Source organism: Enterobacter sp. CPE_E1241 (genome assembly GCF_045618265.1).
Classification (GTDB): Bacteria; Pseudomonadota; Gammaproteobacteria; order Enterobacterales; family Enterobacteriaceae; genus Enterobacter; species Enterobacter adelaidei.
Genome location: NZ_JBIWYV010000002.1, coordinates 59,898 through 74,643 on the forward strand (window position 1 = coordinate 59,898; position 14,746 = coordinate 74,643).

20 protein-coding genes are annotated in these 14,746 nt (G+C 47.7%); 3 read left to right on the top strand and 17 right to left on the bottom strand.

All coding sequences use genetic code 11. The features are described 5' to 3' along the window. Window positions 1-45 precede the first annotated feature (45 nt). Window positions 46-549, top strand: coding sequence for a recombinase family protein (locus ACJ9Y9_RS24370; RefSeq protein ID WP_110915625.1), 504 nt, complete (start codon window positions 46-48; stop codon window positions 547-549). Between the two features lie 181 nt (window positions 550-730). Then, window positions 731-1,591, top strand: a complete 861-nt coding sequence (locus ACJ9Y9_RS24375; protein ID WP_000027057.1) for a broad-spectrum class A beta-lactamase TEM-1 — start codon at window positions 731-733, stop codon at window positions 1,589-1,591. 94 nt (window positions 1,592-1,685) lie between these two features. On the opposite strand, the gene ACJ9Y9_RS24380 is transcribed toward ACJ9Y9_RS24375, so the two are convergent. The 14 genes from ACJ9Y9_RS24380 to ACJ9Y9_RS24445 all read right to left on the bottom strand — a co-directional run bounded on the left by ACJ9Y9_RS24380 (window position 1,686) and on the right by ACJ9Y9_RS24445 (window position 11,454). Beyond that, on the bottom strand, window positions 1,686-1,928 hold the full coding sequence (locus ACJ9Y9_RS24380) for a hypothetical protein (protein WP_407226239.1): 243 nt from the start codon (window positions 1,926-1,928) through the stop codon (window positions 1,686-1,688). 432 nt (window positions 1,929-2,360) lie between these two features. Then, window positions 2,361-2,738 carry a hypothetical protein gene (locus tag ACJ9Y9_RS24385; RefSeq protein WP_109885684.1) on the bottom strand — a complete coding sequence of 126 codons (378 nt, stop codon included), beginning with the start codon at window positions 2,736-2,738 and terminating at the stop codon, window positions 2,361-2,363. 35 nt (window positions 2,739-2,773) lie between these two features. Then, window positions 2,774-3,097, bottom strand: coding sequence for a KleE stable inheritance protein (kleE, locus tag ACJ9Y9_RS24390; protein ID WP_023363192.1), 324 nt, complete (start codon window positions 3,095-3,097; stop codon window positions 2,774-2,776). Between the two features lie 38 nt (window positions 3,098-3,135). Then, window positions 3,136-3,360, bottom strand: coding sequence for a DUF2688 domain-containing protein (locus ACJ9Y9_RS24395; RefSeq protein ID WP_003019687.1), 225 nt, complete (start codon window positions 3,358-3,360; stop codon window positions 3,136-3,138). Between the two features lie 99 nt (window positions 3,361-3,459). Continuing rightward, entirely contained in the window at window positions 3,460-3,720 is a 261-nt protein-coding gene (locus ACJ9Y9_RS24400; protein WP_003019685.1) for a KorC protein, read from the bottom strand. Then, window positions 3,721-4,839, bottom strand: a complete 1,119-nt coding sequence (locus ACJ9Y9_RS24405) for a protein klcB (RefSeq protein WP_071443965.1) — start codon at window positions 4,837-4,839, stop codon at window positions 3,721-3,723. A 47-nt stretch (window positions 4,840-4,886) separates the two neighbouring features. Beyond that, complete coding sequence (locus tag ACJ9Y9_RS24410) at window positions 4,887-5,354, bottom strand: antirestriction protein (protein ID WP_109885683.1); 468 nt, start codon at window positions 5,352-5,354, stop codon at window positions 4,887-4,889. Window positions 5,355-5,476: 122 nt separating this feature from the next. Beyond that, a complete protein-coding gene (locus ACJ9Y9_RS24415) occupies window positions 5,477-5,728 on the bottom strand; it encodes a DUF2543 family protein (protein ID WP_110915764.1) in 252 nt (83 codons plus the stop codon). A gap of 64 nt (window positions 5,729-5,792) precedes the next feature. Next, the gene (locus ACJ9Y9_RS24420; RefSeq protein WP_024252921.1) at window positions 5,793-5,990 is read right to left on the bottom strand and encodes a DUF905 family protein; all 198 of its coding nucleotides are present in this window, start codon (window positions 5,988-5,990) and stop codon (window positions 5,793-5,795) included. An 89-nt stretch (window positions 5,991-6,079) separates the two neighbouring features. Then, window positions 6,080-6,664 carry a hypothetical protein gene (locus ACJ9Y9_RS24425; RefSeq protein WP_094334518.1) on the bottom strand — a complete coding sequence of 195 codons (585 nt, stop codon included), beginning with the start codon at window positions 6,662-6,664 and terminating at the stop codon, window positions 6,080-6,082. Further along, entirely contained in the window at window positions 6,661-6,909 is a 249-nt protein-coding gene (locus ACJ9Y9_RS24430) for a hypothetical protein (RefSeq protein WP_039696244.1), read from the bottom strand. Before ACJ9Y9_RS24430 ends, ACJ9Y9_RS24425 begins: the two co-directional genes overlap by 4 nt. Further along, window positions 6,909-7,217, bottom strand: coding sequence for a HigA family addiction module antitoxin (locus ACJ9Y9_RS24435; protein ID WP_003019666.1), 309 nt, complete (start codon window positions 7,215-7,217; stop codon window positions 6,909-6,911). The genes ACJ9Y9_RS24430 and ACJ9Y9_RS24435 overlap by 1 nt, the downstream gene beginning before the upstream one ends. Window positions 7,218-7,225: 8 nt before the next feature. Then, window positions 7,226-7,525, bottom strand: a complete 300-nt coding sequence (locus ACJ9Y9_RS24440; RefSeq protein ID WP_109885658.1) for a type II toxin-antitoxin system RelE/ParE family toxin — start codon at window positions 7,523-7,525, stop codon at window positions 7,226-7,228. Window positions 7,526-8,466: 941 nt separating this feature from the next. Next, complete coding sequence (locus ACJ9Y9_RS24445; RefSeq protein WP_032723026.1) at window positions 8,467-11,454, bottom strand: Tn3 family transposase; 2,988 nt, start codon at window positions 11,452-11,454, stop codon at window positions 8,467-8,469. 166 nt (window positions 11,455-11,620) lie between these two features. Between ACJ9Y9_RS24445 and ACJ9Y9_RS24450 the strand changes: the two genes are divergently transcribed. Further along, window positions 11,621-12,256 (top strand): recombinase family protein, encoded by a 636-nt coding sequence (locus tag ACJ9Y9_RS24450; RefSeq protein WP_000470624.1) that lies wholly within the window; start codon window positions 11,621-11,623, stop codon window positions 12,254-12,256. Window positions 12,257-12,283: 27 nt separating this feature from the next. Here the strand turns inward: ACJ9Y9_RS24450 and fghA are convergent, their stop codons facing one another. From fghA to frmA, 3 genes are all read right to left on the bottom strand, one after another. Continuing rightward, complete coding sequence (fghA, locus tag ACJ9Y9_RS24455; protein ID WP_009652884.1) at window positions 12,284-13,120, bottom strand: S-formylglutathione hydrolase; 837 nt, start codon at window positions 13,118-13,120, stop codon at window positions 12,284-12,286. Window positions 13,121-13,185: 65 nt separating this feature from the next. Continuing rightward, window positions 13,186-13,584, bottom strand: coding sequence for a VOC family protein (locus tag ACJ9Y9_RS24460; RefSeq protein ID WP_000235177.1), 399 nt, complete (start codon window positions 13,582-13,584; stop codon window positions 13,186-13,188). Window positions 13,585-13,625: 41 nt separating this feature from the next. Beyond that, window positions 13,626-14,735, bottom strand: coding sequence for an S-(hydroxymethyl)glutathione dehydrogenase (gene frmA / locus ACJ9Y9_RS24465; RefSeq protein ID WP_000842086.1), 1,110 nt, complete (start codon window positions 14,733-14,735; stop codon window positions 13,626-13,628). Between the last annotated feature and the right edge of the window lie 11 nt (window positions 14,736-14,746).

Genomic DNA, 14,746 nt, shown 5'->3' on the forward strand with positions numbered 1-14,746 from the left:
TGACGCCTAAACGTCAAACTCTATGGCCTCAACCTGACAGGCCGCATGCTTAGCGTACGATTTTGTCCGTTTTCTCTACCGTCCCCTATATTTACCGATAAGGCATCCGGCAGTTCAACAGACCGGGAAGGGCTGGATTTGCTGAGGATGAAGGTGGAGGAAGGTGATGTCATTCTGGTTAAGAAGCTCGACCGTCTTGGCCGCGACACTGCCGATATGATCCAACTGATAAAGGAATTTGACGCTCAGGGCGTGGCAGTCCGGTTCATTGATGACGGGATCAGTACCGACGGTGATATGGGGCAAATGGTGGTCACCATCCTGTCGGCTGTGGCACAGGCTGAACGCCGGAGGATCCTAGAACGCACGAATGAGGGCCGACAGGAAGCAAAGCTGAAAGGAATCAAATTTGGCCGCAGGCGTACCGTGGACAGGAACGTCGTGCTGACGCTTCATCAGAAGGGCACTGGTGCAACGGAAATTGCTCATCAGCTCAGTATTGCCCGCTCCACGGTTTATAAAATTCTTGAAGACGAAAGGGCCTCGTGATACGCCTATTTTTATAGGTTAATGTCATGATAATAATGGTTTCTTAGACGTCAGGTGGCACTTTTCGGGGAAATGTGCGCGGAACCCCTATTTGTTTATTTTTCTAAATACATTCAAATATGTATCCGCTCATGAGACAATAACCCGGTAAATGCTTCAATAATATTGAAAAAGGAAGAGTATGAGTATTCAACATTTTCGTGTCGCCCTTATTCCCTTTTTTGCGGCATTTTGCCTTCCTGTTTTTGCTCACCCAGAAACGCTGGTGAAAGTAAAAGATGCTGAAGATCAGTTGGGTGCACGAGTGGGTTACATCGAACTGGATCTCAACAGCGGTAAGATCCTTGAGAGTTTTCGCCCCGAAGAACGTTTTCCAATGATGAGCACTTTTAAAGTTCTGCTATGTGGTGCGGTATTATCCCGTGTTGACGCCGGGCAAGAGCAACTCGGTCGCCGCATACACTATTCTCAGAATGACTTGGTTGAGTACTCACCAGTCACAGAAAAGCATCTTACGGATGGCATGACAGTAAGAGAATTATGCAGTGCTGCCATAACCATGAGTGATAACACTGCTGCCAACTTACTTCTGACAACGATCGGAGGACCGAAGGAGCTAACCGCTTTTTTGCACAACATGGGGGATCATGTAACTCGCCTTGATCGTTGGGAACCGGAGCTGAATGAAGCCATACCAAACGACGAGCGTGACACCACGATGCCTGCAGCAATGGCAACAACGTTGCGCAAACTATTAACTGGCGAACTACTTACTCTAGCTTCCCGGCAACAATTAATAGACTGGATGGAGGCGGATAAAGTTGCAGGACCACTTCTGCGCTCGGCCCTTCCGGCTGGCTGGTTTATTGCTGATAAATCTGGAGCCGGTGAGCGTGGGTCTCGCGGTATCATTGCAGCACTGGGGCCAGATGGTAAGCCCTCCCGTATCGTAGTTATCTACACGACGGGGAGTCAGGCAACTATGGATGAACGAAATAGACAGATCGCTGAGATAGGTGCCTCACTGATTAAGCATTGGTAACTGTCAGACCAAGTTTACTCATATATACTTTAGATTGATTTAAAACTTCATTTTTAATTTAAAAGGATCTAGGTGAAGATCCTTTTTGATAATCTCATGACCAAAATCCCTTAACGTGAGTTTTCGTTCCACTGAGCGTCAGACCCCTCGGATCAATATCCTTCATGGTGTGGTATCCAACAACAAGAACGAAAACTGCAGGCATACAAAATGCGCCCAGGGTACTCCAGCCATGTTTCTTGGGGTGGGTAACTGCGTAGTTCTCAACGATAGCGGTTAATGTGGCGAGATCAGCTGTCGCTTGATTGTGTTCTGCGGTAGTTAAAATCTTTGTCATAACGCCCTCCGTGTTTAGCTATACATGAGTTTAGCTAAACAAAAAGGTAATGACAAGAAATGAGTAAAAAAAAACCGGCTTAGCCGGTTTATTTTATGATGCTCACCATCATCAATATGACTGCCAACAGGCACAGTAAACGACATTTCCTGTAATGCCGACTTCCATACGTAGCCAGGGCGCGTATCGCCGCGTTCTTGCTCTTTAAGGGTTCGGCAAAGCTGTCGTTCGGGGCCAGACCAGGAGTAAGAGCAGACACAAAAAGGAAAATCAGGGAATACCTGTATTCACCGGCTAATGCAAAGAGAACAGCCTGCAAGAAGGTGATCACTCCCCACGTCAGGAACACATAAAATTGTCTCTGCAAAAGAAACCGACATACAGCATTACCTACAATAAACCTTCTGAGTCTGAATGAAGTTCCGGCCAAAGCTAACCTCCTTTATTCTTTTCCTGATATGCGTAAATCATTTTTTGGTACGTACTGACAGGAATATTTGTGATCACGCCATCGCAATTGATTTTATTGACATTTTCATTAAAAGAACCATTGAAGGCATTTTCTTCAATCATCCTGCAGCTGGATAGCTTCTCGCCATATTTCACGTCTTCATCGTTGTAAGTTGGTAACAGAAACACTGTGATTAAACTAGCAATAAATACAACCAATATCACCAGACTCTCAGTAAGAAACCGATCCTTACCCCACTTGCGATAACGCCACATTAACCAAATTACAATGATAAGCGAAATCAAAAAGCCGACGCTGATAGCTCCCACAAACGGCTTCAAAACACCTGCATAAATCATTTTGTGTCCCCAGCATAAATGACAGCTGATTAGTATTACGGCGCTTTGGGCTTCCATGTAGCCATAATGTAAGTCAGGGCTGCCAGTACAAAGAAACTGATCACAAACGGCCAGGCTGCAGCAAACGGGCCATCACTCCATTTAAACATCATTTTGAAAAACTGAATGACAACGTTCGCGATCAGCAGGAAGCGAACAGGAATCCATAGAATGACCAGCACCATGTACACCGCACCAATGACTCCATGCATGATATTACGCATGGCGCTCCCTGATGTTTGACCGGCAGCATTCTCGACCGGCTGGCCCTGCTGCGGTTTACTGTCCTCTTGACGAGGAAATTTAACGACATTGGTCATACTGGCCTCCTGCTGGATTCAGACACTGAACCGGTTAGCTAGTGTCCTCTGCGATGAAGCGTTAATGTTGGCTGGCATACGCGCCGAACAGCAAGCTCCATGATTTCTTTACTGATACGTTGATTTTCTTCTGGCGTAAGACATTCAGCACAAATTTGGCCTAATTCAGCCTTTAATGAATTTGCACCAAAAACGCTATGTTTAAGCATGGTGAGACTGCAGCCGCAACGCTTGCAGTGGGTATGGATAAGTGTATTTTTCATCGGAATTCTCCGGCTGCTGACCTGAGTGATTTACCCGGCCTTCACAAATATTATAGGACATTTTGTCCTATCCTGCAATTTTAGCGGCTAAAATTCTTTTCACACCTTCCAGATTTTACCCAATCCGGCATATTCAACCAGGATAGCCCAGGCCGAAAAAGGAATGGGGGTATCTCCCCCAATCCAGCGCCTGACGGTTCGACTGTCTTTCAGTCCGGTCAGTGTGGCTGCTTTGCTTCCTGTTAGCTCTGCTATCTGCATCAAAGTACGAATTTCTTCTGGCGTCGGACAAACCCATCCCGCACCAAAGGGTAAAAAACATTCTGACCTGATTGAGACAGGGTAGGGTTTAGTTTGCATTCACGATTCACCTGTTTTGTTGTCTTCCAGTAATTTCAGTTGATCAACATTGTAAAAAGTACGAACGCAAGTAGGGTCAAAATCCACTACCTGAGTTCCGCGACGGTTGATTCTATAACGTATAGGCTTATCTTCATGCGCCTCCACGCATCCTGAATCGTATATCGTAACGATTTTTACAATAGTGCCAATATTTTTAGCAAACACCGGATGATGCACACTCACGATTTCACATCGAGCACCAACGTAAAATTCCTTGTAGCGCTCAACGGTAATCATCCTATCTTTGTATTCTTTGGGACGTTCCTTTGCCAGCTGCTTGCGCCGTTCGCTTTCGGCCCTCATAGCTTCTCTTTCAGCCTCCCGTTCTCTCTGCATAACAGCTGTAATGCGTTCCTGGGCTGCTACAGCCCATTTACGGGCGATAAATGCTTTAGAGGCGGGTAATAACGCCTCAACCCTAACAAAGCCGTCAGGGAGCGTTAGAGGCGTTCTGTCAGGGGGAGGCGAAAGGGATTTTAACCAATCAGGCAAAGGCTCAGATGCCAGCCTGTCACGGGAATCAGCAGCGATAAAAGCAGGTTTCTTTCTGGCGTCAATCAGGCTTTGAAATACGCGGGATACATGTGCATCAACGGTTTCTCCAGGTCTGACTTCTGAAAGCCTAACAAAATGCGAACGATACCCTGTTTCGGATACAAAGGGTGCGCCTAAATCAACGGCATGAAACGAGGTGGAAAGATACCCCATCATACATCCGGCTTCGACCTTAACCCTTGCTCGCATACCACTGAAACTTTCGATGATAAAATCACCGTGCTGGCCCCACATAGGAACGCTACCGTCATCAGCACGGCAATATTCACTGATAACATGAGCCGCTTCATGTTCACCGGCATTACACCCAAAGAAGGTTTTACCGTTCATTTTCCAGATACAGGCTTCAAACCGGTACACAGCATCATGACGCTGTTGCAGATCACCGGTCATACAGGCTTTATTCAAATCAATTAGCGCTGAGTACGCCGCGTCCAGAATGCGATGGTCGTCCGGCAGCTGCTGCGCAATGGCTTCCATTTGCTGATCGCGAGAGTCATCGCCAGGATAATGTTTGGACATATTAAACCCCTGAAAAATCCCCTGCAGAGCAGGGGATAAAGACTCACTTAATCGATGGCCGCACGGAACTGCGCATATTCTTGATGCCCGCTGGCGTAATCAAACAGCTGATGATAATAAGCACTGCATCTTTCTGAAAATGGCAGATTAGAATTAGCAAGCTGGGCCAGCACAAAACTGGTTGCCACCATACCTGCAGCTTCTGCGCTTAACAAACCGTCAAAGTAATTACCCTGGACAGAAATACGGTAATGTTCACGGCTGTTTGGTGCCATAAAATAACCACCATTTGAAAGTTCATAAAAATCCCACTCACCACCATCATAATGGGCTTCAATTTTATCCAGCGCACTACTTAAATATTGGCTTTTATTTTCAGGACTTAATTTACGCATCCACTTATAAGTGTGATTTTCCACCAAAAGCCAGTATTGGCCGAAGAATTTCGGCATAAACATCAGGCGTTCTTCATAATCTGTAAGTTTACGAGCAGTAACGATAACTTCATTATTCATCGGAGTTCTCCGGTAGTTGACCTGAGTGACTTACCCGGCCTTCACAAATAGTATAGGACATTTTGTCCTATACCTCAACACTTAATAAAACCATTTTTATTGCTTATATCAAAACTGCTTACTTATTCATCAAGCCCCCACTTGCTAAGGAAACGGGCTATTTCTGGTACGCGTAGAACGTCAATATTGTATTCCTTAGCAAGTCTCAGCATTGTATCTGCATCTATCGCATCACCACCGACAAGGCGCTTGACGAGATCGTTAAAGTATTCAGCCATTGCATCATTGTCGCTCTCGTTAAGAGGGTGTTCGGATTGATTCGAATACTCATAAACTAACTTATAAACTGTTGGGCCAATTTTATTTGTCATCATATTTCCTTTTTATCTAAGAGCTGAATAAATTTAAGAAGGCCCGCTATGCGGGCCAGTTTGCAAATCAGTTTTTAATGAAGCGCTGCAGCTGCTGCTTAAAATTATATTCAAAGTCCGGTTCAAAATCCCATGCGCGCCAGATAAGAAGATTGGTATCAGCCTCGCGAATTTCTACCTGGTGATCGTCGTACTTAGTAACGTTAGCAACCTTAACAGTTACAGTATCGACAAGGGGAGGGAGGTTCTTAAGTACATCTTTCATCGGAGTTCTCCGGTAATTGACCTGAGTGACTTACCCGGCCTTCACAAACATTATAGGACATTTTGTCCTATAATGTGAAGTGTTTTATTCTATTTCCCGACAAATTCTGAATACAGCAACCACCCAATAACAATGATACATGCAATATCAAAAAATAGAGAACAGTATAAATAAATACCTTCTGCTTTAATAAATTTTGTGAAGTGTGAATTAAACAAATCAGCACTTATATTCTCTTTGAGATCTTTATTCATTTTCTTGGCGTCAATCATTGCGTGAATTGACTTTATTAAATTGTGAAAACTTGCAAGTAATGAAAAAGTAAACACAAACAAATATAAATCCTTTTTTGTCCCCACCTCAAGCAGATAATAAATAAATGATGCAATAATCAAAACAAAGAAAACGGCAGATACTATTGACTGGATAATGCAGCGTTTTCTGTCCCATTTTATAAAACTTAAAAATGGTTCCTTCTTCCAGACCTCTTCTTCATTATCATCATTTCCAGGTAGATCATACTTACCATCTAAAACTTTCTTTAAAAATTGACTACGCTTGATGAAATTCATCATTACCGCAAAAGTTATATACGACAAAGCGGCAACAATCATTCCAAAGTGAAGTAACGGGAATGTCGTAAATACCGTTTCAAAATGCGCATTATCATTCATATAAGTTCCTTCTTATTTTCCAAAACAACCCAACACTTCGCACCATCATACTCGTTACCACCTTCGGCAATAAAAATATGCTCACTGGAATCAATAGCTATTGCACCAGGTCTTTCATGTTGAGGGTCACGCAGACAGTTTTTCCAGCCGTAAACCGCATCATTCCAGATAAGCACTATGCCGCTATCGGCATGTTCCGGGTTCTGTAATCGCCAGCTCCGGGCTATTTCTACGTAATTGATCATCAACCTGCCTCCGCGAGCAGATCCTGAATAGGGCGGAAATGGTTATTCGCTATAATATTTCGGCTCTCCCAACGGTCATGAGCGGCCTGCAGGTTAATCCAGAAATCTTCATCAGTCTGGAACAATACGGCCAGCTGTGAGGCTTCTGCTACGCTGATACGGCGGCTGTTATTGATTATCTGGCCGATAACTTTACGGGACACACCCATTACCAGCGCCAGCTCTGCCTGGGTGATGTTCAGCGGCTTTAAAAACTCTTCTGACAGCATTTCGCCTACAGTGGTTGGTTCTGCGGTGATCGTATCCATATTCCCCCCTAGCGGTACTTATGTGGATCGAGATAAATGTCGTAAGCATGGCCATCGCGCCAGCGAAAGATTAGACGCCACTGAATGCTCACCCTAATGCTTGACCATCCAGCGAGATTACCCTGCAAGCGTTCATAATTGTTACCGGGCGGCGAGAACAATGATTTTTCACTGCTGGCAGCGGCCAGAAGAGACAGCTTACGGCGAAGCGGCTTTTCAATGATGGCCGGTATCTTTGCGCTCCGTGTCCCATGCACGTAGAACGTTGCAAGCTCACCGTTCTGGCCGTCCTTAAAGCTACCAATCATTCCAGCGCTCCATCATAGTATTGAGTGTTCATTATATCATCAAATACGGTCCATGCAACCAAAATGGAACATGAAGCCACCAATTTAGAACATTCGAAAAATGATCCAATTTCGCATAACGATCCTAAGACGATCCCTTTAAAGCCCTTCTTTCTGGCGTAAACCCTCCGGTTCTGTAGCGCATTCAGTATTTCGAAGTGTGCCTGGTATCTCTAGCGAGTATCTATGCCCGGCAAAGGTACTTTGCCGAGAGCGAAGCGGCCTATGCTCGCGTAGCGAGTGAGTTATTAAGTAGTTACATCATCCGTTAAGGTTTCTGCTTTGGGCCTTTTAAGGCCCGGAGCAGAAATCCTTTAACGGCCAGATGCTTTGCACGTTGGTTAGTGGGACTGCGCCAGAGATTTATCTCTGGCAGAGCGAAGCGGCCTAAGCTCGCGAAGCGAGTGAGTCATTTTGGTTTGGGGTGAAGACCGCTTGCGGTCGAGGGGCTTGCCCCTGGGGGGATGGGAGGCCGCTTGCGGCCGGGAGGGATTGAGAAGGGGGGTTTCCCCCCTTCGGGGGCGTCGTTAGACGCGGTTAAAAATAAGGTTATGTTTTTATTGGTTAAAATTGGTTAGAGGATCGGTTAAGGATCAGGTTAAAGATCTGGTTAGAGGGCTGTGGAAAAGGCGTTTAACGTATTGAATTTTATAATAAATTTCATCCACAGGCGTACCTCATATGTCATAAAAGCGTACCTCAAATGTCATAATGGCGTACCTTATATGTCGTTAAAGCGTACCTCAAATGTCATGAAAGCGTACCTCAAATGTCGCCAACACGTACCTCATATGTCGTTAAAGCGTACCTCATATGTCGTGATAATTCCGGGTTAATAACACACTTATCCACAGATTCCGTGGATAAAATACACAAGTTGGGGTCAGTTTGGATATCGAAAATTATTGTACGTTAAGGCTATTTTTTGACCTTTCGACTTTAGCTGGTCTCAGCCGACGAAACTTACCGGAAGCCGGTATCCGGTTGCTTTTCCATATATAATCGCCTGTCAGATTGATGTGTTCCCAGCCTAACGGGGACAAATGCGACAGCAGTTGCTCGTTGATCTTCACCCCTTTGCGCTTCAGGGCATCGACCGCTCTTTCCATATAGACGGTATTCCACAGGGATATGGCAGCCGTCAGCAGCGTCAGTCCACTGGCGCGATAGCTCTGATTTTCCGGTTTTCTGTCCCTGATTTCACCCAGCCGGTGTAGGAATACCGCACGCGCCAGCGCGTTACGGGCTTCTCCTTTATTCAGTCCCGCCTGTACCCGCCGACGAAGTGCCGGATCGCGGAACCAGTCGAGCATAAACAGAGTTCGTTCAATACGACCAATTTCCCTCAGTGCTTTGGCAAGTCCGTTTTGTTTGGGGTAGCTGGCAAGCTTTTTCAACATCAGGGATGCCGTCACGGTTCCCTGCTTTATTGAAGTGGCCAGACGAAGTACTTCACGCCAGTGAATTTCGATCTCTTTCAGATTCAGGCTGGTCGTTGATATCAGTGACTGAAGCGCCGGGTATTGGTCTGCTTTCCCTTTGATAAACAGCTTTTTGTCGTGGAGATCCCTGATCCGCGGACAGAACGCAAATCCCAGCAGATGCATCAGGGCAAAGACATGATCGGTGAAACCAGCGGTATCGGTGTAATGCTCCCTGATTTCCAGGTCGCTTTCGTGGTACAGCAAGCCATCGAGCACATGGGTTGAATCCCTGACCCGGCTGATTATGCAGGTGTAAAACGGGCTGTATTGATCCGAAATATGGGTATAAAACTGACGTCCAGGCTCTTGCCCATATTTCGGGTTAACCTGCCCTGCGTAGCGGCCTGAGCTGCCTGTTCTGAAATTCTGTCCATCTGATGATGACGTTGTCCCGTCTCCCCAGAATGCCGCCAGTGGTCTTTTCCCCTGCGCGTTTACCAGCTCTGCGAGGGCGGCTGAATAGGTTTCGTCGCGGATGTACCATGCCTGGATATCTTCCAGTGATGATTTGGTGCTTCCGGGGCAGGCTTCCGCCATTTTGGTCAGGCCAAGATTGATGCCATCCGCAAGGATGGTGGTGAGGAGCAGGCGGGTATCGGGACGGGTAATGTCATTTTTTATATGCGAAAAATGTCGGGTAAACGCCGTCCAGCTGTTTACCTCATCGAGAATTTCCGTGATTTTAGGGCGCGGTAGCATGCTGTAAACCAGCTCTGCCAGCGGTGAAACCTGTACCGGGACGCAGTTATCCAGCGGAGAGACTTTTACTCCCCTGTCAGATATTTCGACATCGGGCAGCTCACCAAGGGCAGCCATGGCATTGACCTCTTCAAGTCTGGACTGAAGCAGAGTCTTACGGCTGGTAATGTACTCATGATAATCAGCAGATACGGGCAGGGGCAGCGCCGGTGTGAGTTTGTCAAAGTCCTTTTCGGGAATGAGGTAATCATCAAAGTTTTTGTAGCGGCGTGAGCCTTTAACCCAGATGTCCCCGGAGCGCAATGCACCCTTAAGCTCGCTGAGCGCACAAAATTCATAGTACTGCCGGTCAATACCCGCAGGTGTAATCACCACTTTGCGCCAGCTTTCAGGGACAAACTCAAGCGGCGCTGTCGCCGGAACTTTACGCGACTGCTTCCGGTACATATCCTTGATCACAACCAGCGCATCAGCCAGAGGTTGCGCTGCCGGGGTTGCGATTAACTGTAAAGCGGACAACATGCGCGGGGCATATTTCCGTAATGTGCTGTATTTCTCGGTAATAATATGTAACGGGTCAAAATTATTTTTTCTGGCAAGATGGCGTGTTTCCTCCAGACTGGCGACAAATTCAGGCCATGGGAGTATGTTTTCTATTGCGAGCCATGGATCGCCACCGGAATCACGAGCTTCAGACAGTGCCTGGCCGACATCTATGTACTGCCTCAGTTTTGACTGGATTAGCTTTCCGGTCTGTTGAAGGCGCTCAGCCTGTGTTCTTTTGGCTTTGCTGAACAGGCTGTTCAGCATGCGTTCATGCAGCTCAATCACTTCATCTGTCAGTGTGGCTCTGGCTTCTTCCAGCACGCACACCAGGATCGCATGACGGCGGGCTGCTGAAAATCGGGTCAAATCCCGGCTACTCATCTTTCGGCCTTCCCGCGCCAGTTTCAGCAACCGGTTCTGGTGAATGGTACGATCTATACCTTCAGGTAATGCCAGCGATTCAATGCTACTGAGCCGATCAAGGTGTTGCAGCACGTTCTTACCATTGATTTTACCCGGCGGTTGCAGAAGCCATGTCAGCCTGGAAGGCTGATTATCTGAGGACTCAAGTAAACGATCCAGGGCATCCCTGTGAGCCGGAGTTAACGGGGCATTCAGGGTCTGAAATACGATTTTATCGCCGCCAGCCATGGCCTCCGCACAGGTACGCTCCACGACATCAATCGCGGGAATTATCACGTTGTTCTTCCGGAGCCAGACCAGCAGTTCTTCGGCCAGGAGAATACCTTTATCGGTGCGCGTCGCCATCGGCAGCAGGTGTGTAATACAGTCCTGCTGTATTTTTCCGGTAAACGCTTTTACGCCAAGATAGCGGTACAGTTCGGTTAAATGTTCGCGTCGCGTGGTTTCCCTGCCGGAAAGGTAAGCAGGCCAGAGATCCCCGGTAAGTTTTAGCCTGCTGGCGATATGCTTCAGCAGCGCATCAGAGGGTGGGATTTTTTTATCCGGTGCAAAGCCGACATTTTTCAGATAGCAAAGAAGGACGGCAAAACCAAAACGACTGGCGGGTTTACGGTGAGCACTGATAAGCGCCAGATCATGCTCACTAAAATACGCCATTCGTGTCAGCGTTAACTCATCGTCCGGTAATGCCAGTAATGATTCTCTTTCCGACAGAGAAAGAATCTGCCTCCTTGCCATATAGTTTCCCTCATAAATTATTTGATGCGGAATTTTTAACAAAAATGGTATCGCATAAGGGTACACCCTGACGCCATATTCAAAACGTGACGGCACACGATGAATGACATAACCTATATGCGATAGATTAAATGCAATAACTTAAATGCGATAACGTGGTGGAAAAATGTTCATCAGAGCTTATTTAAGGGCATCGACGGAAGATCAGTTCGCCGATCGGGCAAAAGAGATGCTGGAGCAGTTTGTTCAGGAGCGGGGACATAAAATAGCCAGTTACTACCGGGAGAACATCAGCGGTACAAAACTTGACCGCCCGGAACTGGGGCGCTTACTGATGGACAGTCACCGCAATGATATTTTACTGGTCGAGCAGATAGACCGTCTGACCCGTCTGAGCAACAGCGACTGGATGACGCTGAAAAAGCAAATCGAGCAACACGAGCTGCGGATTGTCAGCCTCGATGTACCCACCTCATGGCAGGCGCTGTCAGATAAAGATCCTTCGCAGGCTGACCCAATCACCCGCGCCGTGATAACCGCCATCAATAATATGCTTATCGACCTGATGGCCTCGATGTCGCATAAGGACTGGCTGAGCCGCCGCCATCGGCAGAAGCAGGGAATTGAACGGGCACATACGCTGGGAAAATACCGGGGCAAACAGGCCGATCAGGAACGACATAAGAAAGTTCTGTATTACCGACAGGTCAAGAAACTGAGCATAAGAGAAACTGCTGAAGCCACCGGTTACAGCACATCTCAGGTCTGCAGGATTCAGGCCCTGTTCAGGCCTGAAAATTAAGCACATTTTCTGAGGCTGGAAATCAACTCATGCTGACAGCCTGAGCCTGTTGGCATGGTAAGCAATGTGCTCACCAATAAAGCTGGAAATGAAATAATAGCTGTGGTCGTAACCAGTATGATATCGGAATGATGTGTTGATGTTCATCTCGTTGCACACTCTTTCAAGACTTTTAGTGCGTAACTGATCTTCATAAAAGGCGTCACTTAATCCCTGGTCAATAAAAATTTCTGGTAATTTCGCACCCTGTAAAATGAGACTGACGGGATCGTAGTGCTCCCACGTTTTTTTATTTTCACCCAGGTACGCGGTGAATGCCTGTTGTCCCCATGGCACCTGAGAAGGTGACACTATTGGTGAAAATGCCGATACACTCACATATTCATCAGGATTTCGCAGCGACAGAACCAGCGCTCCCAGCCCCCCCATGGAGTGACCGGATATTGATTTCCTTGATGTTACAGGTAAATGCTCCATGACAACATCCGGAAGCTCATGGAGAATATAGTCATACATCCTGTAATGCGTGTTCCACGGATGTTCCGTCGCGTTCAGATAAAATCCGGCACCCTGGCCCAGATCGTAGCTGTCAGCATCTGCGACATGCTCTCCACGGGGACTGGTATCAGGAACAACGACGATGATGTTGTTCCTGGCGGCATAATGCTGCATACCCGATTTGGTGATGAAATTCTGCTCCGTACAGGTCAGACCCGAGAGCCAGTACAGGACCGGCAGTTTTTCTGTTGCTGCTTTGGGGGGAAGATAAACACCGAAATTCATCCCACAATTAAGTGTTTGTGAATTATGGCGGTATACGTTTTGCCAGCCGCCAGCGCTGGCATGCTGCTCGATGAGTTCCATCAGCCTCTGTCTCATGGTTATTTCCCCTGACAGGGAGTCAGGGGAAGTCTCTTTATAGCCGGACGTCAGATGAACGTATAAGCCGTGATTTTGTTACCCGCAGGGTCTCGCAGGTAGGCTGCATAGGCTCCAGGGAGATGGCTGCGCGGGCCAGGCTGACCTTCATCTTTCCCTCCGGCGGCAAGGCCCGCGGCGTGGAAAGCATCAACTTCTTCCGGACTTGCAGCTGCAAAGCCGACAGTAACGCCGTTGGCCGATGGCGCTTCACCGTTGCCCGGATGTGCAATAATAAAGGCTGGCTTTTCGCGACCATAAAGTACCCAGCCATTGCCAAACGGGCCGAGGTTATTGATGCCAAGCGTACCGAGGACAGCATCGTAAAAATCAGCGGATTTTTCAACATCGGATGCACCGATGAAGACGTGGGAAAAAACGTCATTACCAGAAATTACAGGTGTTGCCATGATCCATTTCCTTCAGTTGGTTTGACTCAGTTAAGACGCTATCAGTAACGGATTACCGTACGGATTGATTTACCTTCATGCATAAGATCGAAGGCCTCATTGATTTCATCCAGCGTCATCGTGTGGGTAACAAATGGCTCCAGTTCAATTTCACCCTTCATGGCATCTTCTACCATGGCCGGAAGTTGCGTACGGCCTTTCACTCCGCCGAAAGCAGAACCTTTCCATACGCGCCCGGTAACGAGCTGGAATGGACGGGTGGATATCTCCTGCCCGGCGCCGGCCACGCCGATGACAATGGACTGGCCCCAGCCACGGTGAGCACTTTCCAGCGCCGCACGCATAACGTTGACGTTACCGATACATTCAAAAGTGTGGTCAATGCCCCATTTGTTGATTTCAAGCAGCACATCTTTAATCGGTTTGTCATGGTCGTTCGGGTTGATGCAGTCGGTTGCACCGAACTGACGGGCAAGTTCGAATTTGGCCGGGTTGGTGTCGATAGCGATAATGCGTCCTGCTTTTGCCTGGCGAGCCCCCTGAACGGCAGCCAGACCGATTGCGCCAAGACCAAAAATAGCGACAGAATCTCCAGGCTGTACTTTCGCTGTGTTGTGAACAGCGCCAATCCCGGTAGTCACGCCACAGCCCAGCAGGCAGACGTGTTCATGGTTTGCCTCCGGGTTAATTTTTGCCAGAGAAACCTCGGCCACTACCGTATACTCACTGAAGGTGGAGCATCCCATGTAGTGGTAAAGAGGCTGGCCATTGTAAGAAAAGCGGGTGGTTCCGTCAGGCATCAGTCCTTTTCCCTGAGTTTCGCGAACCGATACACAGAGGTTCGTTTTCCCGGACTGACAGAATTCACACTCCCCGCATTCGGCGGTGTAAAGCGGAATCACATGGTCTCCCGGCTTCACGCTGGTCACGCCTTCACCGACCTCCACGACGACACCGGCCCCTTCGTGGCCGAGAACCACCGGGAAAACGCCCTCAGGATCGTTCCCGGAGAGGGTAAAGGCATCGGTGTGGCAGACACCGGTGTGGGTATTTTTAATCAGCACCTCGCCTTTTTTAGGTGGTGCAACATCAATTTCAACAATCTCCAGGGGCTTCCCTGGTGCAAATGCAACGGCAGCACGTGATTTCATATGTAAATTAT